This window comes from Thalassobellus sediminis (assembly GCF_044386045.1).
Classification (GTDB): Bacteria; Bacteroidota; Bacteroidia; order Flavobacteriales; family Flavobacteriaceae; genus Thalassobellus; species Thalassobellus sediminis.
The window spans coordinates 1,319,511-1,344,397 of record NZ_JBISCD010000040.1; the positions used below are offsets into that span (position 1 = coordinate 1,319,511).

Below are 24,887 nucleotides of genomic sequence, written 5' to 3' on the forward strand. Positions count from 1 at the left end.
ATTTAACATAAATATTGGTAACATTTTTAATGTTAGATAGTCTAGTTCTTAACGACTAATACCAAATAGAATATAAAATAGTGTACTAAAAAAGAACGAGACACATGCGGTATATAATATTTGAATTGGTTTCAACCAATTATTCGTAACTTTGTTATATCAGAAATCTAATATTATGAAATTCTTTGATCAATCAGAATCGCCCCTATATTTAAAAATAAGCTTTAATAAGCTTATTGAGCAATATGAAGCGCTTGTTAATAGCGAGGATGAGTTTGTTGCTGCTAAAGCAAGACATATATTAGAAATTCAAAAACCATATCCGGAATTAAGAGCAGGTTTTACAGATTTTTCATTATTAGAAACTTATGAAAAAGAAATACAGTTTATACTGCAAGATGTATTTAGTCCTGTTTTAACTAAAAATGAGATAAAAGCAGCTACAGTACCTTTTCAAAATCTGATTTTTAATTCTTCAGAAAGATTTAAGAATATTATAAAAACAGGTGGTAATGATTTTGAATTGAAAATTAAAAACATGCCTGAGAATGATAGGTATATTATTGCTTGTACCATTGTTTTAAATTTTTGTTATGGTTACGATTTAAATTTTAAACGTCCATTTTATTACGAAATACCAGATGAAAACGGTGTAATACGTTATTATAAAATATTGTATAATGCCGATTTTTGTGAAATTACACCAACTGAAAATGCGTGTAAAATAACTCAAGAAGATTATGACGAATTATTAGATAATTTTGATAATATAGATTTATGGAAAGAAAAATTTCCGCCTAATAGTTATATTTTTAAAGGTTTTGTTATCTCAAATATATTCGATGTTACAGAGGATCAATCTATTTCAAATATTAAGTCAAGTTTAATAGGAGAAGACAAACGTAAGGATGAGACTTTTATAGAGTCGTTTCATGAGATTTTTAGATCACTTTTCGGATTAAAAGATATTAAAGTAGGTTTCTCAATATATAATCAAGAGGAGAATAGTTTCGAGCATATTTATGGTGCAGGTATGAATAGTTTTTTATTAAACGAAAAGGAAAGTATATCTTGTTCTGATGCTTTATGTGGTTGGTCTTATAATAAATTAATAAAGGAAAATAATTGCTTTGCAATATCTGATATTGATAAAAATGTTAAGAAATTAAAGCAAGATCCAGAATCACATGTGCCACAAGTAATGGCTTTACACAATCAAGGTATTAAGAGTGTCATTTTTGCTCCTATAGCAAATGATGATGGCTTAATGGGAATCATAGAAATAGTATCAGATAAACCCAAAGTGCTTAATAGTATAAATGCTAATAAGCTTATAGATGTGATGCCATATATTGTATCGGCAGTTGAACGTTCGAAAAGTGAAGAGGAAAATTTAATTGATGCTATTATTCAAAAGGAATGTACTTCTATTCATCCTAGTGTACAATGGAGATTTCAAAAAGAAGCTAAAAACTTTATTAAATCAGAATTTAAAGGAGAACAAGCTATATTTAAGAAAATAGCATTTGATGATGTTTATCCTTTGTATGGGCAGATTGATATAAAAGGATCTTCGGAAGCAAGAAATGAAGCAACAAAACAAGATTTAACACTGCAGTTGAAAGCTGCAAAAAGTATTTTTGAAAGCGCATCGCAAATTGAATCATTACCTATATATGACCAATATATATATCAAATCAATGATTATTTAGAAGGATTGACTTCGCATTTTCAGGTAGATAGCGAACAGCAAATTTCGGAGTTTTTTAAGGAAGATATAGAGCCTGTATTTAAGCATTTATTTACTTTAGAAGCTTTAAAAGAACAAATCAATGCTTATTTTGATAGTATAGATGATAAAGTAGAAGTGCTTTATAGTCATAGAAAAGATTACGATGAAACTGTAGCCTTAATTAATAAGGAAATGGCGTCGCTTTTAGATAAAAAACAAGTAGAAGCACAGGCTATGTATCCGCATTATTTCGAACGTTTTAAGACGGATGGTGTAGAGCATAACATGTATATAGGTGAAGCTATTACAAAAGAAGATAGTTTTAATCCTATTTATTTATATAATTTAAGGTTATGGCAATTGCAAGTCATGTGTGAAATGGAAAATTCATTTTATCAAATGCAATCAAAATTCCCTATCTCACTGGATGTAGCTTCTATGGTTTTGGTGTTTAATCAACCTTTATCAATAAGTTTTAGAATGGATGAAAAGCAATTTGATGTAGATGGCACTTATAATGCAAGATACGAAATTGTAAAAAAACGTGTAGATAAAGCTTATATAAAAGGCACTAAAGAACGTGTTACTCAAAAAGGAAAAATTAGTATTGTTTATTCTCAAAAACAAGATGAGAATGAATACTTAAGGTATATTAAATTCCTTCAATCTAAACATTATTTAGATACAGATATTGAAATAGTAGAACTGCAAGATTTACAGGCAGTAACAGGCTTAAAGGCCATTCGAGTAAGTGTACTGTATCATAAAAATGAAGAAGACAAATCGTTCTACACTTATGATGATTTAATGAAGGAGATTAAGGCTTAGGTGTTAACTGTTTTTTTCTTTTTATAATGTCTTCCGTACCATAAAAGAAATCCTGTTACGGGTAAACTAGCGGTTAGTAAGCTAATAATAAAAGCGATTATTTTTCCAATAATGCCACCAATGGCTCCAATGTGTATGTCGTAGTTCATCCGAAGTATTTTTTCAGGAACTTTAGCATCGCTATATTTTCCATAAACCCCAGGTGTTTCAATTTCTTCTAAAGTGTTTTGGTCGAAAAATCGAAAATCTGAGTCATAAAATAAATCTTTACTATTTGATACTTCTATATAAACGCTTGACGAATCAGATTCGGGATAGTGCAATTCAAAACTTTCAGCATTTGGCGATTCTTTTTGAAGTTTTATAATCAGTTTGTCAATTGGAAGCGTGGAGCTGTTGGTTTTAGTTTTGCTTTTATTTTCAGGAATAATAAATGCAGCAACTTTATCACCACCAGTAGATTTGTAAAGTACATACTTTAACCAGTTATAAGACATAACAGAACCTGTAAAGGCTAAGATGAGTGCTAAAGAACAAATATAAAATCCAATAACAGTATGTAAGTCGAAGTTTTTACGTTTCCAACGTGTTGTAGATTTCCAATCGAATTTTAATCGTTGCTTTAAGTTTTTACGCTTTTTAGGCAGCCACAATATAAAACCTGAAATGATTATTAAAATAAAAATTAGAATGGATGCACCTACTACTTGTTCACCAATAGTTTTTGGTAACCATAAACGCATATGACCTTTTAAAATAAAGGCAAAAAAGCCTGAAAGATGGTCATCTATTTGAATGAGGTTACCCGAATACGGGTTTAAAAACACACTCTGATAAAACTCTGGATCGGCATCATAAAAAATAACTTCAATGGCATCATCTGCTTTTTTAAAAAGACTGCCATGTATGGTATTGTTTGGAAAAACTTTTCCAGCAATGGTTTTAACTTCGGTTGGCGTTAAAATGGGTTGATTTTGAGGTGATACCTTTTTGTAATCAGAATAAAGACTTTCAATTTCGGTTCTAAAAGCCCAAAAACAGCCTGTTATTGCTACAATAAAAATAACAATTCCTGTTACTAATCCTAAAACCTTGTGAAGTGTAAGAATATTTTTTTTAAAGCTCATAGTATAAATCAATAAAGGGCAACCTTTATAAGATTGCCCTGGTAAATATATATTCGTTATTAGAACTTGTATTCAAAAGAAGCTATAAACATTCTATTTTGTTGAGGTGTTAATGTACTCCAACCCGAATAATAAGCTTCATCAGTTAAATTATTGCCTTTTACGCTAATTCTAAATTTTTCAGCTTCGTAATAAATAGATGCATTAAATACCGTGTAGGCAGGCAACGTGAACCCGCCAGAATTTGTATAATCTGCCATGGTGTTATAATCGCTTGCGCCATTAAAACCTGCTCCAAAGCCAAAGTTTTTTGCAACACCTTCTTTAAATTGGTAATCTCCCCAGAAGTTGTAAAGAATATCAGATCCTGATTCTGCTGGACGTACTCCAATTAAATCAGGTCTTGATTCAGATTTTGAAACTTCTGCATCATTAAAACTAAAACCACCGCGTACATTTAATCCATCTAAGGGGTTTGCATTTACTTCAAGTTCTATACCTTGGCTTTTAACTGTGGCATCTTGTTGTTTTGCTGCGCCAAAGCCCATGACTTTGTCTTTAACTTCAATATTGTAATAGCTTACAGTTGCTTCTAATTTATTATTAAAAAGATTTGTTTTAACTCCAAACTCGTATTGGTTTGCTTGTTCTAAATCATAGGATTGTAATTGGGTTCCTAATGTTGGGTCGTTAATATCTATAGGAACCAATTCAGGATTTACGTATGAAAAACTATTCTGGTAGTTTGCAAAAACAGATAATTCATTTAATATAGGTTGAAAGACTAAACCAAATTTTGGAGAAAATGTAGACTCATCATAAGCTTGATGATCATCAGAAGGATTGTTTATATCGCCTTCATATTTAAATCTGTCATAACGAATACTTGCCATGGCCGATAGATTCGGTAAGATGTTTAGAACATCTGAGGCATAAATTCCTAAAACATTTTGTTTAGTATTTGTATTAATATTTCCTAAAACAGACAATGCAGTGTTTAAATTAGCAGCGTTTATTGCTGGTTCTCCATATATTAAATCACCTTGAGCAGATACAGTATGTAAGTAACCCCAATTAGAACTTTTATCAATTATATTAGATTCTAAATAATCAATGCCAATTAAAACTTTATTTTTTAAATCACCTAAATTAAAATTGCCTGTAAAGTTTTGTTGTGCGTTGAATGTTTTTGTTCTTGCGTTTGTGTTTTGAGCATATAAAGCAAAGTTTGTTGTTGCTATTGGCGCCGTAGGAATTGTCCAGTCTGCAGCATTCCATAAATAGGTGTAAAAACCATTGGATTTTGCTAATCCTCCAGCAATAATAGTCTGTGAAGACCAACTGTCTGATATTTTGTATGCAACCTCTCCTCTATAATTTTGTGTCGGGTTTTTAATAATAACATCGTTGCTTGTTAAAGATAAATCTCTGTTATAATTTAACGCTTCTACAGTGTTAAAAGCTAAAGGAACTGTTCTGTTAAAAAATAAAAAAGTTTGATTGGTTTGTTCGTTTGAAGATGCTTCGTATGCAAAGTTTAATGATAATTTATTGTTTACTTTATATGACATAGAAGGGGCTAAAAATACAGATTTTCTATACCCAGCATCTTGAAAACTGTTTTCTTTTTGATAACCTGCATTAAAACGCATTGAAAAATTATCATTTTCACTTACGTTTACATCAACATTTAGTTTTCTAAAATCGAAAGAGCCTCCAGAAACAGAAATACTTCCATCTGTGCCGTTATGAGGTTTTTTTGTAACAATGTTAATTAAGCCTCCATAAGAGGTTACAGAGCTTCCAAATAGAGTTGCAGAAGGGCCTTTGATTACTTCAACGCGTTCTACATTTGATGGATTAATAAAACCATTTGTAATACCAGATACACCATTAACGAGTTGAGGTTGTACAGAAAAACCACGAATAGAATAGTAGCCTGCACCATCACCACTTCTACCAGTAGAAGACCATAATTTGTCTACACCTACAGCATTTTTTAAAGCATCTTCAAAGTTATATACAGATTGAGACACTAATAATTGATTGGTAACCGTGCTGTAAACTTGTGAGTTTTCAATGTTTTTAAGAGGCATTTTAGCCACATAAGCACTTTGTTTTCTCGAAAACTTGTTTTTACGTTTGTTTTCTAGAACAACGGCTTGTAGAAGTTCGTTTCCTTCAAAAAGAACAATAGATCCTAAGTTTACAACATTGTTATTTATTGTAACAGTTAATTCTTTAGTTTTATAACCCAAGTAAGAAATAATAAGCGTGTATTCTCCATTATTTAGAGCTGTTATTTCGAAAGTTCCATTTTCATTAGTTTGAGATCCTTTTGTACTGTTTTTAATAATTGCATTAACTCCAAGTATTGGTTTTTTTGAATCATCTGAGACTGTTCCTTTTATTGTTCCAGTTTGTGCAAATGAGTATGCGCTTAGCATAATGAAAAGTGAAAAAGTAATTATTTGTTTCATTTGTTTTTATTTAGACTTAATATAAATAATTGATTTAAGAATGCAAAAGTAGATTCTAGTTACGAATTTTGCAAGTTATTTATAATTAATCTAAATAAAATTATTTGAAGTGTTGATTAAGCTAGTGTTAACCGGTTGATATTTTGTAAGTGTAGAGATTAAAAGGGTGTATTTCTATTAAATAACTCTTCCTGAATATTGAAAAGCAATTGTAAAAGCAATTACACTTAATATAATACCCACCATAAAAACTGAGTAAGTAAGTCTAAGGATTTTGTATTTTTTGTCAAGGACTAAACCTAAAAAGTATAAATCTTTTTTCATGGAAGAATACAAGTAGTCTCTATCTTGCATCATTTCACCCATAGCCCATTCAAAATCTTTAAGGCTCATTTTATGGAAGTTTCCAAAGAACAATAAATTTACTTTTTTATTAGCGACATCTTCTTTCGTGAATTTTCCGCTAGTAACATTCGGTCTCGTTGCTAAAACCGATAAAATAATTGATGCAACCGTAACAATCACAAAAACAACTGTTGGAATTATAAGATAATGATTTGATGGGTTATCTAATTTAGGAATGAGGTTTGATAAGACTAAAGACACAATAATAGCATTTACCGATAGCAGAATATTGGCTTTCGTATCAGCAATATTACTTAATGTAATATGGTTTTTCATAGTCACCCTAAACATGGTTTCAATGCCACGTTCAGGTAATTCTACTTTGTTTTTCTTAAAAGATAATTCTTCTTTTCTCTGTTTAAGTTTTTTGCTGTCAATGTCTAGCTTTTTTTTAGCTTTTAGTAATTCAGAAATGTTTTTACTTTTTCTTTTATCCCAATTTAAAGCAGCTTCGTTGGTATGAAATTTATGTTTCGTAGATAAAAAGTTTATGTTTTCATCTAGCCACTCCGTTTCAGTTAACGTTTTATTGCATGTAAGTTCCCATTCTTTTCTAAGTAATTCTGAGATTTCAATATAATTCTTGCTGCCAATATGGGCACAATCTGCATCTCTTATTATTTTTTCTAATTGATTTTTTGGGACGTGATTTATTGCTGTAGCTAAAATCAAATCACAAACAGAATCAATATCTTTTTCAGGACAGTTTAGAGAATTTAAAAAAGCTTTAGCTATAGTAACACTCTCTTCTTCGTGTTTTTTTATATTTTTTGTATAACCCGTATCATGAAACCAAGTTGCAATTGTTAGTACATTTTTTTCAGAATCTGTTAAACCAGATTGTTCAGCCAATTCCTTTGCTTTTTCAACTACACGCTGTGTATGCGTCAAGTTATGGTATATAAAAGAGCTGTCTAACGATTCGTTTAAAAGGTTAGTTGCAAATTTTTCGGCTTCAACAACAAGTTTATTCATAAATTGTATCAGTTTATTTAGTAAAAATACTAAACTTTGACAATATAAAGTAACGTAATAATTTGTCGTAAATTATACGAATACTTTCAAAGAAGTTAAAGTGTAAATATTTGAATAAAATTTTGACTATATTTAGGTTGAAAATGCATATTATAATTAACTAAAAAAGAAAGGATACATAATTATGCTAACTTGGAAAGAAGTCATCAACTTTTCCGTAAAAGGAAACCCAATTCCAGATAAACGTGTTGAAAGAACAGATTCCGAATGGCAATCTCAATTAACAGCAGAACAATTCAGAATTACAAGACAAAAAGGAACAGAACGTCCACACAGTGGTGCTCTTTGTAGTATTCATGATGCAGGCAAATACAATTGCGTGTGTTGCAATACACCATTGTTCGATTCTACTATTAAGTTTAGTTCAGGTACGGGTTGGCCTAGTTTTACACAACCTATTAAAGAAAATGCTATTAAATACGAAAGAGATACCGCTTTTGGAATGGTTCGCGTTGAAGTAATGTGCAATACCTGCGATGCGCATTTAGGACATGTATTTCCAGATGGTCCAGAACCAAGTGGTTTAAGGTATTGTATTAATTCAGAATCTATGATAATTGAAAGGGAAGAAAATGAATAAACAAAATTTACAATTGGCAACACTTGGAGGTGGATGCTTTTGGTGTGTTGAAGCTGTTTTAAAAGAATTAAAAGGTGTAGAAAAAATAGTTTCGGGTTATACAGGTGGTACGGTTCCTGGTACACCAACATATAAAGAAGTGTGTTCTGGTTTAACAGGGCATGCTGAAGTGGTACAAGTAACGTTTGATGCTAATATAATTTCGTATCAAGATTTATTAGTTGTTTTTATGACGAGTCATGATCCTACAACTTTAAACCGACAAGGTGCAGATACAGGTACACAATACCGTTCGGTTATTTATTATTATAATGATACTCAAAAAGAAATAGCTGAAGTCGTTACTAAAGAAATGGCACAATACTATGAAGACCCAATAGTTACAGAAATAAGTAAAATGGGCGTTTTTCATAGTGCAGAAGCTTATCATCAAGATTATTATGCAAATAATCCCACGCAAGGTTTTTGTAGTGCTGTAATTACACCAAAGCTTACAAAATTGCGTAAAATGCATGCCGAAAAATTAAAATAAAGAAAGGACATTATTTTTGAAAGCAATTAAACTTTATGGCACCGATAGGTGCCATAAAACTAAATATTACAAAGCTTTTTTAGAAGCGAAAAAAGTCGAGTATCAGTTTTTTGATGTTGAAGGAAATAAAAAATCAGCAGAAGAATTACGTAATTTGTACGAAACGAAAGAACTTCATTTTCCAACAATTACAATTGGAGAAAAGCGATTAAGAAACCCTTCAGAAAAGGATTTGAATAAATGGTTAGGTAAATTGATATGAAATTAAATATAAAAGACACTTTTAATAAAGAATTACCGGCAGATCCTGTTCTTGAAAATACAAGAAGACAGGTTGAAAAAGCCTGTTTTTCTTATGTTACACCAAAGCAAACAGCAAACCCTAAATTACTTCATGTGTCTCCAGAAATGTTAGGCAATTTAGGACTTTCAGAAACAGATTCAAAAAGTGAAGAATTTCTAAAAGTCTTTACAGGAAACACTGTGTTGCCTAATTCAAAACCATATGCCATGTGTTATGCAGGGCATCAATTTGGAAATTGGGCAGGACAATTGGGTGATGGACGTGCTATTAATTTAGCAGAAGTAGAACACAATAATAAGCATTGGGCTATTCAATTAAAAGGAGCAGGTGAAACACCGTATTCCAGAACAGCTGATGGTTTAGCTGTGTTGCGTTCTTCCGTTCGGGAATATTTGTGTAGCGAAGCCATGTATCATTTAGGCGTGCCAACAACCAGAGCTTTGTCGTTGTCGTTAACAGGCGATCATGTTTTAAGAGATATGTTGTATGATGGCAATGCTGCTTACGAAAAAGGAGCCGTGGTTTGCCGTACAGCACCTTCTTTTTTAAGGTTTGGTAGTTATGAAATATTTGCTGCACAACAAGATACAGAGACTTTAAAAACATTGGTAGATTATACGATTAAACATTTTTTTAGTCATTTAGGAGAACCTTCAAAAGATACTTATTTAGCGTTTTTTAACGACGTGATGCAACGTACTTTAGAGATGATTATTCATTGGCAACGTGTTGGTTTTGTGCATGGTGTTATGAATACCGATAACATGTCAATTCTAGGTTTAACTATAGATTATGGGCCTTACGGATGGTTAGAAGGTTTCGATTATGGTTGGACGCCAAATACTACCGATAGTCAGCATAAAAGATACCGATACGGGAATCAACCTAATATAGGGCTTTGGAATTTATACAAATTAGCAAACGCATTGTTTCCTTTAATTGAAGATGTTGAAGCTTTAGAACGTATTTTAGATCAATACAAAATAGATTTTGAAGCAAACTCATTAAAAATGATGCGTTCTAAATTAGGATTAGAAATGGAAGATCCTTTTGATGCATCTTTAATTGAAAATTTAGAAGATAATCTGTTGCTTACAGAAACTGATATGACGATTTTCTTTAGAAAATTAAGCGATTTTAATAAAGAAAAACCTTCAGAAGGATTAATAATTATAAATGATGCGTTTTATAATGCTGAAGAGCTTTCAGATAAAATAAAACAAAAATGGCATGCATGGTTTCAACGTTATGCAAAACGTTTAGAGCAAGAAGAAATCACTTCAGAAAAGCGAAAAGAAAACATGAACGCGGTAAATCCTAAGTATGTATTACGCAATTATATGTCGCAATTAGCAATTGATGAAGCAGATAAGGGGAATTATGAATTGATAGACGAATTGTTTCAGCTTTTAAAACAACCTTATGCCGAACAACCAGAAAACGAAAAATGGTTTGCAAAACGACCAGAATGGGCACGTCATAAGGCAGGTTGTTCTATGTTGTCATGCAGTTCATAAAAAGGTAAATTAAAAATAAGAGTTATCAGGAATTTGGAAACACAAATAGGGTTAGGATTGGCTGCTTTGGGCAGACCAGAATATATAAATATTAGAACCAATAATAGCATAGATAAATCTGAAGAAGCGTTTAAAAACAATACGTTTTCAGTGTTAGATGAAGCCTATAAATTAGGAGTTCGTTATTTTGATACGGCGCCATCTTACGGTAAGGGAGAAGCTTTTTTACAGGAATGGAATAATATTAAAAACTACACTGATGTTGTTTTGGGCACAAAATGGGGTTACACCTATAAAGCGAATTGGCAACTTGGTTATGCTGGGAAACATGAAGTTAAAGAACATTCGTTAGAAAAGTTAATGGAACAATGGCAAGTATCAAAAGACATGCTTCCAAAGTTGAAATACTACCAAGTACATTCGGCAACTTTTGAAAGTGGTTTGTTAGAAAATGGAGATGTTTTAAATCAGCTTTATAAATTAAAAAAAGAAACAGGTTTGCAAATTGGTATTACCACCAGTGGTGAGAATCAAAAAGATGTTTTAGAAGCCGCGTTGAAAATAGAAGTTGAAGGCGAACCATTATTTGATAGCTTTCAGGTAACCTATAATGTATTTGAGCAATCTACATGTTCTGTTTTAAATAAACTTATTAAAAGCGGAAAAACGGTTATTATAAAAGAAGCTTTAGCGAATGGTCGTGTATTTGAAAATGAGAAGTTTTTAAATTATCAAGATGCATATAAAATAATGAAACAGCTTTCAGAAAAATATAAAGTTGGTTTTGATGCGCTAGCTTTACGTTTTGTAATTGATAATTTAAAGCCTGCTTACGTGTTAAGTGGAGCGTCTAATAAAATTCAATTAGAAGAAAATTTAAAAGCTCTAAGTTTTAGTTTTTCTGAAAAGGAATTAGATGTTCTCAAGACATTAAAAGTTTCTTCAGAAAATTATTGGGAAGAACGTGGTAAAATGAACTGGAATTAAGTGAAATTTGCAATTATTATCTTTGATAAACTAAACCAACCTTATGATGAAGTTTAAAAAATCAGCATACTTGTTTGTAGTAGTCATTATTTTAAATGCTTGTGCAACATATAAAACTCAATATAAAACCTCTCAAACTGAAACTGTTTTTCCTAATAAGGAAATATCACACTCTTTTTATTTAATTGGAGATGGTGGTAATTCGCCTTTAGGGTCTCAATCTAAAGCTATAAAAGATCTTAATGAAACTTTAAAAGAAGCTTCAGAGAATAGTACGGTATTGTTTTTAGGCGATAATATTTATCCGAAAGGCATGCCAAAAAAGAGTGAAGAAAGTCGCGCTTTTGCCGAACATCAGTTAGTCGTTCAAACAAATGCCGTAAAAGATTTTAAAGGAGAAGCTATTTTTATCCCTGGAAATCATGATTGGTATAGTGACGGTTTAAAAGGCTTAAAACGTCAAGAAAATTTTGTTGAAGACATTCTAGGGAAAAACACCTTTCTACCAGAAAATGGCTGTCCTATAGAAAAGGTTAATATTTCAGATGATGTTGTTATGATTATTATTGATTCTGAATGGTATATTACAAACTGGGACAAGCACCCAACTATTAATGATGATTGCGAAATTAAAACACGATTTAAGTTTTTCGAAGAATTAGAAAGTTTAATAAAAAAAGCTCGAGGTAAAACAACCGTTATAGCTTTACATCATCCTATGTTTAGTAATGGGCCACATGGAGGGCAATACGATTTTGCTTCAAATTTAAAACCCATTCCCGTTTTAGGAACGCTTAAAAATCTATTAAGAAAAACAAGTGGCGTATCGCCTGCCGATTTACAAAATCAAAAGTATAGTGCTTTTAAAAAGCGTGTTGTAACCTTGGCTCAGGAGAATGATAAAGTCATTTTTGTGTCGGGGCACGAGCATAGTTTACAATATTTAGAGCAAGATAATTTGGCTCAAATTATTAGTGGCGCGGGTTCTAAAGCCACAAAAACGCGTAATGTAAGTGGAGCGTTTACTTCTAGTGATAATGGGTTTGCTAGATTAGATGTTTTTAAAGATGGTTCTTCATTTGTTCGGTTTTATTCAGCAAAAACAGATAAAGTCATTTTTCAAACAGAAATTTATCCTGAAGATAAAAAAGATGTTATTCAAAATTATAATACATCATTTTCAAACAGAGAATCGGCTTCAATTTATTCTGAAAAAGAAATTGAAAAAAGTAATTTTTATAAATCCGTCTGGGGAGATCGTTACAGAAAATATTATGGTACAAAAGTAAATGTACCAACAGTAAATTTAGATACGCTTTTTGGAGGTTTAACACCAACAAGACGAGGTGGTGGGCATCAATCTAAATCACTTCAATTAATAAATAAAGAAGGAAAACGTTATGTGATGCGTGCTATGAGAAAAAGTGCGACGGTGTATTTACAAGCCATGGCTTTTAAAGATCAATATATAGAAGGACAATTTGATGGTACCGTAACCGAGAGCATATTGCAAGATTTTTATACAGGATCTTATCCATACGCACCATTTGTAACAGGAGGTTTGTCTGATGCCGTTAACTTATATCATACAAATCCGGTATTGTATTTCGTGCCTAAACAAAAGGCTTTAGCTAGTTTTAATACTAGTTTTGGAGATGAATTGTATATGATTGAAGAACATGTTTCGGATGGTCATGGAAATCTTAAAAGTTTTGGGAATTCCAATAAAATTGAAAGCACCAATGATTTAATGAAGCAATTACGTAAAGATGAAAAATATGTAGTTGATGATGTCATGTTTTTGCGAGCAAGATTGTTTGATATGGCAATTGGAGATTGGGATAGACATACCGATCAATGGCGTTGGGCTAAATTTAAAGAATCAGGCAAAGTGGTTTATAGACCCATTCCTAGAGATAGAGATCAAGCTTTTTCTATTATGGGAGATGGTGCTTTAATGAAGTTAGCAACCCGAATTGTACCATCTTTAAACCTCATGGAAGGCTTTAATGATGATATTAGAAATGTAAAAGGGTTTAATTCAAGTCCGTTTTCATTAGATATGATGTTACTATCTAATACGACTAAAAAACAGTGGAAAACTCAAGTGGCGTTTCTTCAAAAGAACTTAACCGATGCTTTTATTGATAAAGCATTTAAAGCATTTCCAAAAGAAGTGCAGGATGAAACTATAACAGAAATAAAACGTGTACTGAAAGCAAGACTTAAAAATTTGCCTGAAATTGCTAATACATATTATGAAGCAATCAATAAAACACCTTTAATAAAAGGAACCGATAAAGATGATTTGTTTGAAATTGAGCGTTTGCCAAACGGACAAACAAAACTAACTGCATATAGAATAAAGAATGGGGAAAAAGGGGCTTTGTTGCATGAGAAAACATATAGTAAATCTGAAACTAAAGAACTTTGGGTTTATGGTTTAGATGATGAAGATGTGTTCAAAGTCTTTGGTGAAGGTGGTGATTTAATAACATTACGACTTGTTGGTGGGCAAAATAAGGATACCTATATTATTGAAAACGGTAAGAAGGTTAAGATGTACGATTACAAGTCTAAGAAAAGTGAGTTTACTACAAATAAAGGGAAGAAAAACTTAACGGATGATTATGAAACCAATGTGTATGATTATAGCAAACCTAAAAATACGATTAATCAATTTATACCAACTATAGGAGCAAATCCTGATGATGGATTTAAAATAGGCTTTGTAAATACACTTACTAATTATGGGTTTAAACGTAATCCGTTTAGTTCGCAGCATACCTTTTCTGCGGCATATTATTTTGCTACAAGCGGCTATGATTTTGAATATCATGGCGAGTTCGCTAATGTTGTTGGTTCATGGAACTTGGGTTTAAATGTTAAATATACAAGTCCTAATTATGCTATTAATTTCTTTGGTTACGGAAATAGTACACCTAATTTAAATGTTGATGACGAAGCTAATTTTAGTATGGATTATAACCGTGTAAAATTAAGTACATTAAAATTTTCACCATCACTAAATTGGAGAGGAAGTACAGGAGCGCATTTTAAACTAGGTTTGAGTTATGAGTCTATTGAAGTAGAAGAAACTAGCGATAGATTTGTTAATGATTTTTATATAGCAAACGGTATGGAAAATCAAAAAGATTTTCTTGGAGCCGAAGCGACTTATAATTATAAAAATAAAGACAACGAGGCTTTTCCAACTTTAGGCATGCAAACGAGTTTACAAGTGGGATATAAATCGAATTTAGAGGAATCAAAAGGCTTTGCATATTTTATTCCTGAGTTAGGTTTCGATTATAAATTGGTTTCTAGCGGACAATTAGTTTTGGCTACTAACGCCAAAGCACATTTTATTTTTGGTGATGATTTCGAGTTTTATCAATCCGCAAATTTAGGAGCTAATAACGGATTGCGTGGGTATAGAAACGAACGATTTTCTGGTAAAAATGCTTTTTATCAAAGTACCGATTTACGATTAAATCTTCGAAAAGTAAAAACAGGATTACTGCCTCTAAATATCGGGTTGTATGGAGGTTTCGATTATGGGCGTGTTTGGGTAGATAACGAATTAATTTCAAATAATAATAGGGCGTTTAACTCAAACACTTGGAATACATCCATTGGAGGTGGTGTGTTTGCAAATGCAGCAGATATATTAACGCTTAATCTGTCGGCATTTCATGGCAATGACGGTTTGCGCTTAGCGTTTAAAGTTGGTTTCGGGTTTTAATTTTATCCTGAACTTGATTCAGGATCTCATCAATTTAAGGTAGGGGGGTTGATGGTTGGTTATAGTATTCTTGAATGGTCAAAAAATAGAATAATATTAAAGAAGCTCTAAACTATTTCAACTTAAGCTCATACAAATTTCCATCACCACCATGAGCTCTTTCATCGGTAATGTAAAGGGTGTTATTGTTTTTAAAACAAACACCTTCTTTTTGAGTTTCTGAACTAAAATTATAAGTTTCAATGCTGCCGCTAAAAAAATCATCGGCATTAAAGTTTGAAAATATCCAGACTGCTTTTTGAGTTAGTAAAGCAATTTTTTTACCATCATCACTAATATCTACCGAGGTTGTCCAACAGGTTAAACCTTCACAAGTCGTGAAAGTGTCAACGAATTTAGCTTCATGGTTTCCTTTAGTAGCAGGAATTTTATAAACATCTGTTTTTCCGTGATTACCTTTTACGCGGCTTTTAGTAAATAAATAAAGACTGTCATTAAAATGAAAGAACGCTTCGCAATCAAAATACATTTTGTCTTTTTTAGGTGGAAATTTATTTTGGTTGGGATAATAAAATGAAATACGTTCTACCTTAATGGTTTTATCCTTTTTTAAATCGGAATGTTTTACTTTAAGTATTGCTAAGTTTTTGCGTTTATTTAAGTTGTTTCCAAAATCACCAATATAAAGGTTACCAGCTTTGTCGGAAGTTAAATCTTCCCAATCGTTATTTTTAGCCTTTATTTTTAGCTCTTTTTTTATGTTTCCTTTTTTACTGACGCCGTAAAGTTTGGGCTTATTGCCACTATCGTTTAGCATCCAAATGAATTCGGAATCGATAAGGGTTTCTGTTCCTGAAACTTCTGCTAAATCTTTTGGTAAATCGGCTATAATTTTAGAATCATTATTATAGCAAGAGGCATTTAGGAGGATGACTAATAAAAGAAATTTATTCATTTAGGCTGTGATAATTTATAATGCTAAATTTACAGAGATTTTAAGACTTATGATAGAAAAAGACATTATAGTTGTTGGTGGTGGTGCGGCAGGCTTTTTTGCTGCCATTAATATTGCTGAACAAAACCCTGATTTAAAGGTTGCTATTCTAGAACGCGGAAAGGAAGTGCTTACCAAAGTTAAAGTTTCTGGTGGCGGACGCTGTAATGTTACGCATGCTGAATTTATTCCGCAAGAATTAGTTCAGAATTATCCGCGTGGTGAAAAAGAACTGTTAGGGCCTTTTCATAAATTCATGACGGGTGATACCATTGAATGGTTCGAAAAACGTGGTGTAGAACTTAAAATTGAAGATGATGGGCGTATGTTTCCAGTGTCAAATTCATCGCAAACAATTATAGATTGTTTTTTAAGTGAAGCTGAAAAGCATCAGGTTGAGGTTTTAATGAATCATTCGGTAAAGTCAATTGATAAAGACGCTGAATCATTTCAAATTGAAACAACACAAGGCCTTTTTTCTTCAAAAAAAATATTGATAGCAACAGGAAGTAATCCTAAAATTTGGAAACTTTTAGAAGATTTAGGACATTCGGTGTCACAACCTGTTCCGTCGCTTTTCACATTTAATATAAAAGATGAACGCATACAAGATATTCCAGGAGTAGTCGCTTTAAATGTAGAAGTGAAAGTTTTAGGAACCGATTTGTGGAGTGAAGGCCCGTTACTTTTTACGCATTGGGGTATGAGTGCGCCATCAATCTTAAAATTATCTGCTTTTGGTGCGATAGAATTTGCAAAGAGAGATTATAAATTTGAAATTGAAGTCAATTTTATCAGACAAACCTTTGATGATTGTTTAGATATGTTAAAAACACTGAAGCAGGATTTGGCTAAAAAAGCAGTGTTTAAATCCACTCAATTTGATTTGCCAAAACGCCTTTGGCATAAATTGGTGCTGGCTTCAAATATGACTACCGAAACACGTTGGGCAGATTTAAATAAAGCGCAATTAGAAACTTTGGCGGGGCAACTCACAAAGGCTGTTTTTAAGGTAGATGGAAAAAGTACTTTTAAAGAAGAATTTGTAACAGCAGGTGGAGTCAATTTAAAAGAGGTAAATTTTAAAACCTTTGAAAGCAAATTACATAAAGGTTTATATTTTGCAGGTGAAGTATTGAATATTGATGCGGTTACAGGTGGATTCAATTTTCAGAATGCTTGGACAGGTGCTTATATTGTAGCTCAGAATATTTCGAAATAAATGAATACATACATCGCATTATTACGAGGCATAAATGTTAGCGGTCAGAAAAAAGTCCCTATGGCAGAATTACGTGAGTTACTCTCTAAATTTGGTTTAGAAAATGTGCAAACTTATATTCAAAGTGGTAACGTTATATTTCAACATTCCGAAGAAAATAAAAAAGCTTTAGAAAATAATATTCAAATATTGATTCTCGATCACTTTGGGTTTGAAGTTCCTGTTTTAGTAAGAACTTCAGAAGAACTAAAAGCTATTTTTAATACCTGTCCGTTTTCAGAAGTAAAAAAAGAAAAGAGTTATTTTTCAATTTTAAATGCAGTTCCAGATGTTAATTTAATTGAAGAGACCCAAGAAATTCAATACCCAAATGAAGAATTTGTAATCACCAATAATTGTGTGTATATCTATTCATCTATAGGTTACGGAAAAGCGAAATGTAATAATAATTTCTTCGAACGAAAATTAAAAGTATCAGTTACCACAAGAAATTATAAAACCATGCTAAAGTTATTATCTTTGTCAACTGAAATAGGTTAAATGACAGTACAACAATTTATTCCCAAACCATATACCGCTTCTATTGAAAGTGGAAGTTTTACATGGTCGTCTCCAAGTAATATTGCCTTAGTTAAATATTGGGGTAAGAAAGAACATCAAATTCCAGAAAATCCATCTATAAGTTTTACGCTTAACGATTGTAAGACGACAACTAAATTAAGTTTTTCAAGAAAGGAAAATCAAAATGATTTTTCTTTTGATGTCTTTTTAGGTGATGAAAAGAAAGACGATTTTAAACCAAAAATTGAAACGTTTTTTAAACGAATTGAAGCGTATTTGCCTTTTTTGAAAGACTATCATTTTAAAATTGAAACATCAAACACCTTTCCGCATAGTTCAGGAATAGCTTCGTCGGCTTCAGGTATGAGTGCCTTAGCGTTGTGTTTAATGAGTATTGAAAAGCAATTAGGAGGAAGTACTTCTGATGAGTTTTTTACTCAAAAAGCATCTTTTTTAGCAAGATTGGGTTCAGGAAGTGCTTGCCGAAGTTTAGAAGGCGATCTAGTAGTTTGGGGAAAGCACGACGAAATTGATGGAAGTTCTGATTTGTTTGGAGTAAAATATCCGTTTGAAGTACATGAGAATTTTAAAAACTATCAAGACACTATTTTGTTAGTTGATAAAGGTGAAAAACAAGTAAGTAGTACGGTTGGTCATAATTTAATGCACGGACATCCATTTGCTCAAGAACGTTTTAAACAGGCAAATAAAAACCTTTCTGATATTATTTCAATTTTAAAAAGTGGCGATTTAGATAAGTTTATTGCTTTAGTAGAAAGTGAAGCATTAACGCTTCATGCTATGATGATGACGAGTATGCCGTATTTTATTTTAATGAAACCTAACACGTTAGAAATTATTAATAAAATATGGGCGTTCAGACAAAGCACAGGCTCAAAAGTGTGTTTTACACTAGATGCAGGAGCCAATGTACACGTTTTGTATCCAGAAAATGAATGTAAACAGGTTTTGGAATTCATTCAAAATGAATTAGTTGCATTTTGTCAAAAAGGTCACTATATTAGTGATAGAATTGGTTTTGGAGCAAAACTGTTGTAATTTTGTAAAACCCAATTTAAAAGTTGTTAGAAAACAATAATTATAAACACATGAAAGGACCTTTGTTTTACTCAAAAATATTACTCTTCGGAGAATATGGAATCATAAAAGATTCTAAAGGTTTATCTATTCCCTACAGTTTCTATAATGGTGCTTTAAAGAAAGATGAAAATCCTTCAGAAGAAGCTATCCAATCTAATATAAGTTTAAAACGTTTTGCTGAACATATTCAAAGTATAGATGATGATTTAGTGCGTTTTAATAATGAAGCCTTATTAAGTGATGTGAATTCAGGAATGTATTTCGATTCTTCAATTCCTCAAGGTTATGGTGTTGGTAGTAGTGGTGCTTTAGTCGCTGCTATTTACGATAAATATGCCTTTGATAAAATTACAGTTCTAGAAAACTTAACGAGAGAAAAACTATTAAAATTGAAAACCATTTTTTCGGCTATGGAATCTTTTTTTCATGGAAAATCATCTGGTTTAGATCCTTTAAACAGTTATTTAAGTATTCCTATTCTTATTAATTCAAAAGATAATATTGAAGCTACCGGTATTCCAGCACAAAGTGATGGAAAAGGCGCTGTGTTTTTAATTGATAGTGGTATTATTGGCGAAACGGCACCCATGGTGAGTTTGTTTATGGAAAATATGAAACAAGAAGGTTTCCGTAGTATGCTTAAAAATCAATTTATAAAACATACCGATGCTTGTGTAGACGATTTTTTAAAGGGAGATATCAAGTCTTTGTTTAGTAATACGAAACAACTTTCTAAAGTTGTTTTAAGCCATTTTAAACCTATGATTCCACATCAGTTTCATGAACTTTGGAAAAAGGGTATTGATACGAACGAGTACTACTTAAAACTTTGTGGCTCTGGCGGTGGTGGTTATATCCTTGGTTTTACTGAAGATATTAAAAAAGCAAAACAATTACTTTCAGATTATAAATTAGAAGTCGTTTATAATTTCTAATTACTAAGCTTGCTATATTGAGTTAAGTCCAAGTATTTTCAAATAAGTTTTTATGTTAAGCAGAAAACAGAAACATATTTTACTTAAATTTTTTAGTATGTTTTCTGTAGTTAGAGGCTACAATATTCTTATTGTGGTTATTGCTCAATACATCACATCTGTATATGTGTTGGCGCATGATAAGCCTTTAAAATCGGTTCTTTTCGATGTTAATTTATTAATGCTTGTTTTAGCATCTTCAGTAACTATTGCTGCAGGTTATATTATTAATAATTTTTACGATTCAGAAAAAGATTTAATCAATAAGCCTTTTAAATCTAAGTTAGATAGACTGGTAAGTCAAAATACAAAATTATCATTTTATTTTGTGCTTAATTTCATGGCGGTGGTTATGGCTAGTTATGTGTCTTTTAGGGCAGTTGTTTTCTTTGCGCTTTATATTTTTGGTATTTGGTTTTACTCACATAAATTAAAAAAACTCGCATTTATAGGTAATCTAACATCTGCTATTTTAACCATCACACCGTTTTTTGCTATTTTCATGTATTACAAAAATTTTGAGCATGTTGTTTTTGTGCATGCTATGTTTTTGTTTTTAATTATTTCTATGCGAGAACTTACTAAAGATTTAGAAAACATTAAAGGCGATTTAGTTCAGGATTATCATACCATTCCAATTCTTTATGGCGAAAAAGCATCAAAAATAATGTTAACTGTTTTAGCAGGATTTGCATTAATACCAACATACTTTTTGTTATATAAATATGAGATTGGATATATGTATTATTTCTTTTATTTAAGTGTTGTTTTATTGATTTTGTTTCTGATTATTTTATGGAAATCGAATACTAAAACACATTATTTAATACTTCATAATATTCTTAAATTTATAATTCTAACAGGTGTTTTTAGTCTTTTATTAATAGATGTTGGAGTTATTTTAAATCGGATATAAAAAATCGTAATTTTAGATTTGTTATTTTGAAGATTGAAAGCAATAAAGCTTTCTGTATCTTTGCAAAAATTTTGTAATCAATGAATAGGCATCAAGGCAGTAAAGGAAAAGGAAAACCATCAGGTAGAGGTGGTGATACTAGTAAAGGAAAGAGTTATGCAAGAGGAAATGCACCTATAAAAAAAGGAGGCGCATCATCAACACCTAAACCTAAAAAACCGAGCAATCCAAACGAGATTAGACTTAATAAATATATTGCTAATTCAGGAATCTGTTCACGTCGTGAAGCCGATGAGCATATTGCTATAGGTTTGGTAACTGTTAATGGTAAAGTAATTAACGAAATGGGTTATAAAGTAAAGTTGGATGATGAGGTGCGTTATGATGGAGCACGTATTAATCCAGAGCAAAAAGCCTATGTATTACTTAATAAACCAAAAGGTTTTGCTACAACTACCAGTGAAGGTAAAGGTAGAACCGTTATGGATTTGGTAGCCAATGCTACATCGTCTCGTATAAAACCAATTGGGCGCTTAGGAAGAAACTCTAAAGGTTTATTGTTTTTTACTAATGATGATGTTATTGCCGATAAGTTTACAAATTCTAAAACAGGTGTTGCACGTTTATTTCATATAGAATTAAATAAAAATTTAAGACTTGAAGATTTAAAGAAAATTCAAGAAGGTTTTAAAGTAGAAGGAAAGCTTATAGCTGTTGAAGAGATTAGTTATATTGATGGCGCTTCTAAAAAAGAAATTGGCTTAAAAATTAAGAATACTGGTAACATTATTATTAGAACTATTTTTGATTATTTACATTACGAAGTAGTTAATTTAGATTGTGTTGCCATTGGTCATCTTACCAAAAAAGATATTCCACGCGGTAGCTGGAAACATTTAACCGAGCAGGAATTGAATACATTGAAGATGTTATAAAATATAAGATAATTTTTATTATTTAAAAGAGGTGTGATCATTTGATCACACCTCTTTTTTGTTCTATTTTCTTCATAGATTCTTTATTTTTTAAATTGATATTATTTATTTTTTATTCAATTAACACTCTGTTAACTTACGGATTACATCTTTGGTTTTTTTAAAAATCAGAAGGAATCATGTTATCACTAAAACAAGAAATTGGTGTGATAAATTATTTTTTTTGTATTTTAGATATGTAAACTTTAATCTTATAACCAAGTTTAAAATTTTACTCAAATGAAAAACCGTAATGATAATTTAAAACGTGTCATTGTTGATTTTAAAAAACTGACACCTGAGATTTTAGCTTTATTAGTTGCTAAGTACCCTGACGGCTATGATGATGATCATATTATATCGTTTAGAAACCATCATAACGATTTAATTGAAGCAGTAGAAGTTACAACTGAGGACACTAAATATCTTGTAAAAGTAAGTTCTAAACTAGCTACTACTATGGAAAATTATGACGAAGATGATTATGAGGATTTTGATAATAATGATCCACAAGCTGTGCAAGATCCCGTTTTACCAGACAATGATAACAAAGAAGATTAAGAATAATTAATATAAATGAGAACAGCTGTTTTTAAGTCTTACGAAAATGAATTTTATACATTTTGGTTTGACAATGGTGATGAATTGGTATTTGAGGACGTACATCCTAGAGTATTAAAACAATTCGATTTAAAAAATGATGAAAGTTTAATAGACAAAGAATTTAAAATAACATTTGTTGAAGATGGAAATGATGATGATGTTATTTATACAGTACAAAGCTTAAAACCACTTTAAGCTTACGATTGTAAAGCAAAAGATTACCCAACTCTAATGAATTAATTTGTTGTTAGGATAAACTGATTTGCTTTTTACTCAGCTGTTTTTTATAAAACACTTCCCAAATAAATACGCCATAAACTATGGTGTATTCTAACCCAATAATCCATAAGTTCTCAGATTTATCTTGCTTATTAATGTTTATATACGCCAAGTAACTCAGTATAATTACAAAACTCCAAACCAACGGGAATTTATATTTTGTAAATACCGAAAGTATTAAAAGCATAGCTACGTACCAAGGGTGTAATGTGGTGGTTGTAAAATAAAAAAAACTTAAAACCAATAACATGCCAGTAATAAGTTCTACGGTTGTTTTGTTTTTTCTAAAGAAGCTAATAGCGAGTGTAAACAGCACAACCAAAAGCGCCATAACTTTTCCAATAATTTCAATTTCGTTATAACCTCTAAAAGTATATCCTATTTCTCTAGCTATATAATACAAACTGGCATTAAACTCAAATTTTTGAAACCAAAGCGCTATAGTTTGTGTATAGTTATTTATAAATTCAGAAGAATAGAAAGGAAGAAATAGTAGCAAAGTTATGAAGCCTACAATACCATAAAACTTAATAAGTTTTATTATGCCTCCGAAGGTAGGAATCCATTTTTTATCACGTTTCATAAACCACTGAAAAAATAAAGGTAGAAATATTAAAGGAATCAGTTTTGTTGAAATTGACAACGCTAAAACAACCGCAGCCCATGGCCATTTTCCAACATGTAATAAATACAGACTCCAAACTAAAAAGAAAATCATAACGCCTTCAAAATGAAGATTACCTGTAAGTTCTATAATTATAAACGGATTTAAAACATACCAAAAAATGTTGTGAACAGGTAGTTTTAGCTTTTCTAAAAACTTTTTTCCAAAGTAGAGTGTTCCAAAATCGGCAAAAATTATAAGTAGTCGCATAACGATTGCCGAACCTAAAATACTATTGCCAGAAAACAAACCAGCAATAACAAAACATAATTGGTTTATTGGTGGGTAGTTTGTAAAATGACTCGCATTTAAAGTTCCCATACCAGTATAGAGTTCATGTGCTTGTGCTACAGGAAAAACATCTTTAGATATAAACGATTCTACAGTAAAAAGATAAGGATTAAAACCCTCTAAAATCATACGTCCATCCCAAATAAAACGATAAAAATCTTGTGATAAATTCGGGATTGCTAAAATGAAAATAGCTCTAAATCCAAAAGCCAAATAGGTTAAAAAAGTGATATTGCTTTTAAAGAAGTGAATTAGCTTATAAAACAAAAAAAACAATGCCGTATAAAGCATTATTAATTTTACATAATCGGTACGTAATAAATCGTATGCAAACGTTATGTAAAACAGAAAACTTACCAAAACCATAAGTAAAGGCACCCTATTCAATTTAAAAAAAGTAGGATTTAAAAGCATATTCCAAATATAAACTTATTTGTTCATCATGCAGTCGAAAATTTAACCTGACTATTACGTTGTAGTTAATATTTATATGAAAATAATTGGATTACATGACATCTATCATGAATTAAAAAACACTCCTATTCTAATTTTGACATATTATTAAAAGTCTAAACATATTATAATAAACATATTAGTTATGAATATTTCACATATAGAACACTTGGGAATTGCAGTTGATAATCTAGAAGAATCCATTAAGTATTATGAAGACGTTTTAGGAATGAAATGCTATTTAATAGAAGAGGTTGCAGATCAAAAAGTAAAGACTGCTTTTTTCTTAGTAGGGAATACAAAAATTGAATTATTAGAAAGCACATCGCCAGATGGCCCTATAGGTAAATTTATTGCTAAAAAAGGGCAAGGAATTCACCATATAGCCTTTGCAGTAGATAATACTAATACAGCATTAAAGTTGGCAGAAGAACGTGGTGTAAAACTTATAGATAAAGAAGCTAGAAAAGGTGCCGAAGGATTAAATATTGGTTTTCTACATCCAAAATCAACTTTGGGTGTTCTTACAGAGCTATGTTCAAAACAAGACTAATATTGAGTAAATAAAAGTAGATAAGCAAAA

General features: G+C 31.3%; 21 protein-coding genes. 16 read left to right on the forward strand and 5 right to left on the reverse strand.

The window, feature by feature from the left end:
* Positions 1-175 precede the first annotated feature (175 nt).
* On the forward strand, positions 176-2,560 hold the full coding sequence (locus ACH5TW_RS12315) for a GAF domain-containing protein (RefSeq protein ID WP_439336807.1): 2,385 nt from the start codon (positions 176-178) through the stop codon (positions 2,558-2,560).
* Here the strand turns inward: ACH5TW_RS12315 and ACH5TW_RS12320 are convergent.
* From ACH5TW_RS12320 to ACH5TW_RS12330, 3 genes are all read right to left on the reverse strand, one after another.
* The gene (locus tag ACH5TW_RS12320; protein ID WP_439336808.1) at positions 2,557-3,687 is read right to left on the reverse strand and encodes a PepSY-associated TM helix domain-containing protein; all 1,131 of its coding nucleotides are present in this window, start codon (positions 3,685-3,687) and stop codon (positions 2,557-2,559) included. The genes ACH5TW_RS12315 and ACH5TW_RS12320 overlap by 4 nt on opposite strands.
* Positions 3,688-3,746: 59 nt before the next feature.
* On the reverse strand, positions 3,747-6,167 hold the full coding sequence (locus tag ACH5TW_RS12325) for a TonB-dependent receptor domain-containing protein (protein WP_439336809.1): 2,421 nt from the start codon (positions 6,165-6,167) through the stop codon (positions 3,747-3,749).
* 177 nt (positions 6,168-6,344) lie between these two features.
* Positions 6,345-7,547, reverse strand: coding sequence for a Pycsar system effector family protein (locus ACH5TW_RS12330; RefSeq protein ID WP_439336810.1), 1,203 nt, complete (start codon positions 7,545-7,547; stop codon positions 6,345-6,347).
* Positions 7,548-7,731: 184 nt separating this feature from the next.
* Here ACH5TW_RS12330 and msrB point away from each other — a divergent pair, with 184 nt between their 5' ends.
* From msrB to ACH5TW_RS12360, 6 genes are read left to right on the forward strand one after another with little or no spacing between them, the layout of a single operon-like run.
* Positions 7,732-8,187, forward strand: a complete 456-nt coding sequence (msrB, locus tag ACH5TW_RS12335; RefSeq protein ID WP_439336811.1) for a peptide-methionine (R)-S-oxide reductase MsrB — start codon at positions 7,732-7,734, stop codon at positions 8,185-8,187.
* Entirely contained in the window at positions 8,180-8,719 is a 540-nt protein-coding gene (gene msrA / locus ACH5TW_RS12340; RefSeq protein WP_439336812.1) for a peptide-methionine (S)-S-oxide reductase MsrA, read from the forward strand. Before msrB ends, msrA begins: the two co-directional genes overlap by 8 nt.
* Positions 8,720-8,735: 16 nt before the next feature.
* Complete coding sequence (locus ACH5TW_RS12345) at positions 8,736-8,981, forward strand: glutaredoxin family protein (protein WP_439336813.1); 246 nt, start codon at positions 8,736-8,738, stop codon at positions 8,979-8,981.
* Positions 8,978-10,540, forward strand: a complete 1,563-nt coding sequence (locus ACH5TW_RS12350) for a protein adenylyltransferase SelO (protein WP_439336814.1) — start codon at positions 8,978-8,980, stop codon at positions 10,538-10,540. Before ACH5TW_RS12345 ends, ACH5TW_RS12350 begins: the two co-directional genes overlap by 4 nt.
* Before the next feature lie 33 nt (positions 10,541-10,573).
* On the forward strand, positions 10,574-11,527 hold the full coding sequence (locus tag ACH5TW_RS12355) for an aldo/keto reductase (protein ID WP_439336815.1): 954 nt from the start codon (positions 10,574-10,576) through the stop codon (positions 11,525-11,527).
* Between the two features lie 43 nt (positions 11,528-11,570).
* The gene (locus ACH5TW_RS12360) at positions 11,571-15,272 is read left to right on the forward strand and encodes a metallophosphoesterase (RefSeq protein WP_439336816.1); all 3,702 of its coding nucleotides are present in this window, start codon (positions 11,571-11,573) and stop codon (positions 15,270-15,272) included.
* A gap of 112 nt (positions 15,273-15,384) precedes the next feature.
* Here ACH5TW_RS12360 and ACH5TW_RS12365 read toward each other — a convergent pair whose 3' ends face one another.
* Positions 15,385-16,227, reverse strand: coding sequence for a hypothetical protein (locus ACH5TW_RS12365; protein WP_439336817.1), 843 nt, complete (start codon positions 16,225-16,227; stop codon positions 15,385-15,387).
* Positions 16,228-16,276: 49 nt separating this feature from the next.
* Here ACH5TW_RS12365 and ACH5TW_RS12370 point away from each other — a divergent pair, with 49 nt between their 5' ends.
* From ACH5TW_RS12370 to ACH5TW_RS12405, 8 genes are all read left to right on the forward strand, one after another.
* Positions 16,277-17,488, forward strand: coding sequence for a BaiN/RdsA family NAD(P)/FAD-dependent oxidoreductase (locus tag ACH5TW_RS12370; RefSeq protein WP_439336818.1), 1,212 nt, complete (start codon positions 16,277-16,279; stop codon positions 17,486-17,488).
* Complete coding sequence (locus tag ACH5TW_RS12375; protein ID WP_439336819.1) at positions 17,489-18,028, forward strand: DUF1697 domain-containing protein; 540 nt, start codon at positions 17,489-17,491, stop codon at positions 18,026-18,028. It begins immediately after the preceding gene.
* Positions 18,029-19,108 (forward strand): diphosphomevalonate decarboxylase, encoded by a 1,080-nt coding sequence (gene mvaD / locus ACH5TW_RS12380; protein WP_439336820.1) that lies wholly within the window; start codon positions 18,029-18,031, stop codon positions 19,106-19,108. It abuts the gene before it with no gap.
* A gap of 50 nt (positions 19,109-19,158) precedes the next feature.
* The gene (locus tag ACH5TW_RS12385) at positions 19,159-20,085 is read left to right on the forward strand and encodes a mevalonate kinase family protein (RefSeq protein WP_439336821.1); all 927 of its coding nucleotides are present in this window, start codon (positions 19,159-19,161) and stop codon (positions 20,083-20,085) included.
* Between the two features lie 52 nt (positions 20,086-20,137).
* Complete coding sequence (locus ACH5TW_RS12390) at positions 20,138-21,040, forward strand: geranylgeranylglycerol-phosphate geranylgeranyltransferase (RefSeq protein ID WP_439336822.1); 903 nt, start codon at positions 20,138-20,140, stop codon at positions 21,038-21,040.
* 80 nt (positions 21,041-21,120) lie between these two features.
* Positions 21,121-21,975: a pseudouridine synthase gene (locus ACH5TW_RS12395; RefSeq protein WP_439336823.1), complete on the forward strand. Its 855-nt coding sequence runs from the start codon at positions 21,121-21,123 to the stop codon at positions 21,973-21,975.
* A 279-nt stretch (positions 21,976-22,254) separates the two neighbouring features.
* The gene (locus ACH5TW_RS12400) at positions 22,255-22,575 is read left to right on the forward strand and encodes a hypothetical protein (RefSeq protein ID WP_439336824.1); all 321 of its coding nucleotides are present in this window, start codon (positions 22,255-22,257) and stop codon (positions 22,573-22,575) included.
* A 15-nt stretch (positions 22,576-22,590) separates the two neighbouring features.
* Positions 22,591-22,812: a hypothetical protein gene (locus tag ACH5TW_RS12405; protein ID WP_439336825.1), complete on the forward strand. Its 222-nt coding sequence runs from the start codon at positions 22,591-22,593 to the stop codon at positions 22,810-22,812.
* 52 nt (positions 22,813-22,864) lie between these two features.
* On the opposite strand, the gene ACH5TW_RS12410 is transcribed toward ACH5TW_RS12405, so the two are convergent.
* Positions 22,865-24,265 carry an MptA/MptB family glycosyltransferase gene (locus ACH5TW_RS12410; protein WP_439336826.1) on the reverse strand — a complete coding sequence of 467 codons (1,401 nt, stop codon included), beginning with the start codon at positions 24,263-24,265 and terminating at the stop codon, positions 22,865-22,867.
* Positions 24,266-24,449: 184 nt separating this feature from the next.
* On the opposite strand from ACH5TW_RS12410, the gene mce reads away from it, so the two are divergent.
* Complete coding sequence (gene mce / locus ACH5TW_RS12415) at positions 24,450-24,857, forward strand: methylmalonyl-CoA epimerase (protein ID WP_439336827.1); 408 nt, start codon at positions 24,450-24,452, stop codon at positions 24,855-24,857.
* The last annotated feature ends 30 nt before the right edge of the window (positions 24,858-24,887 follow it).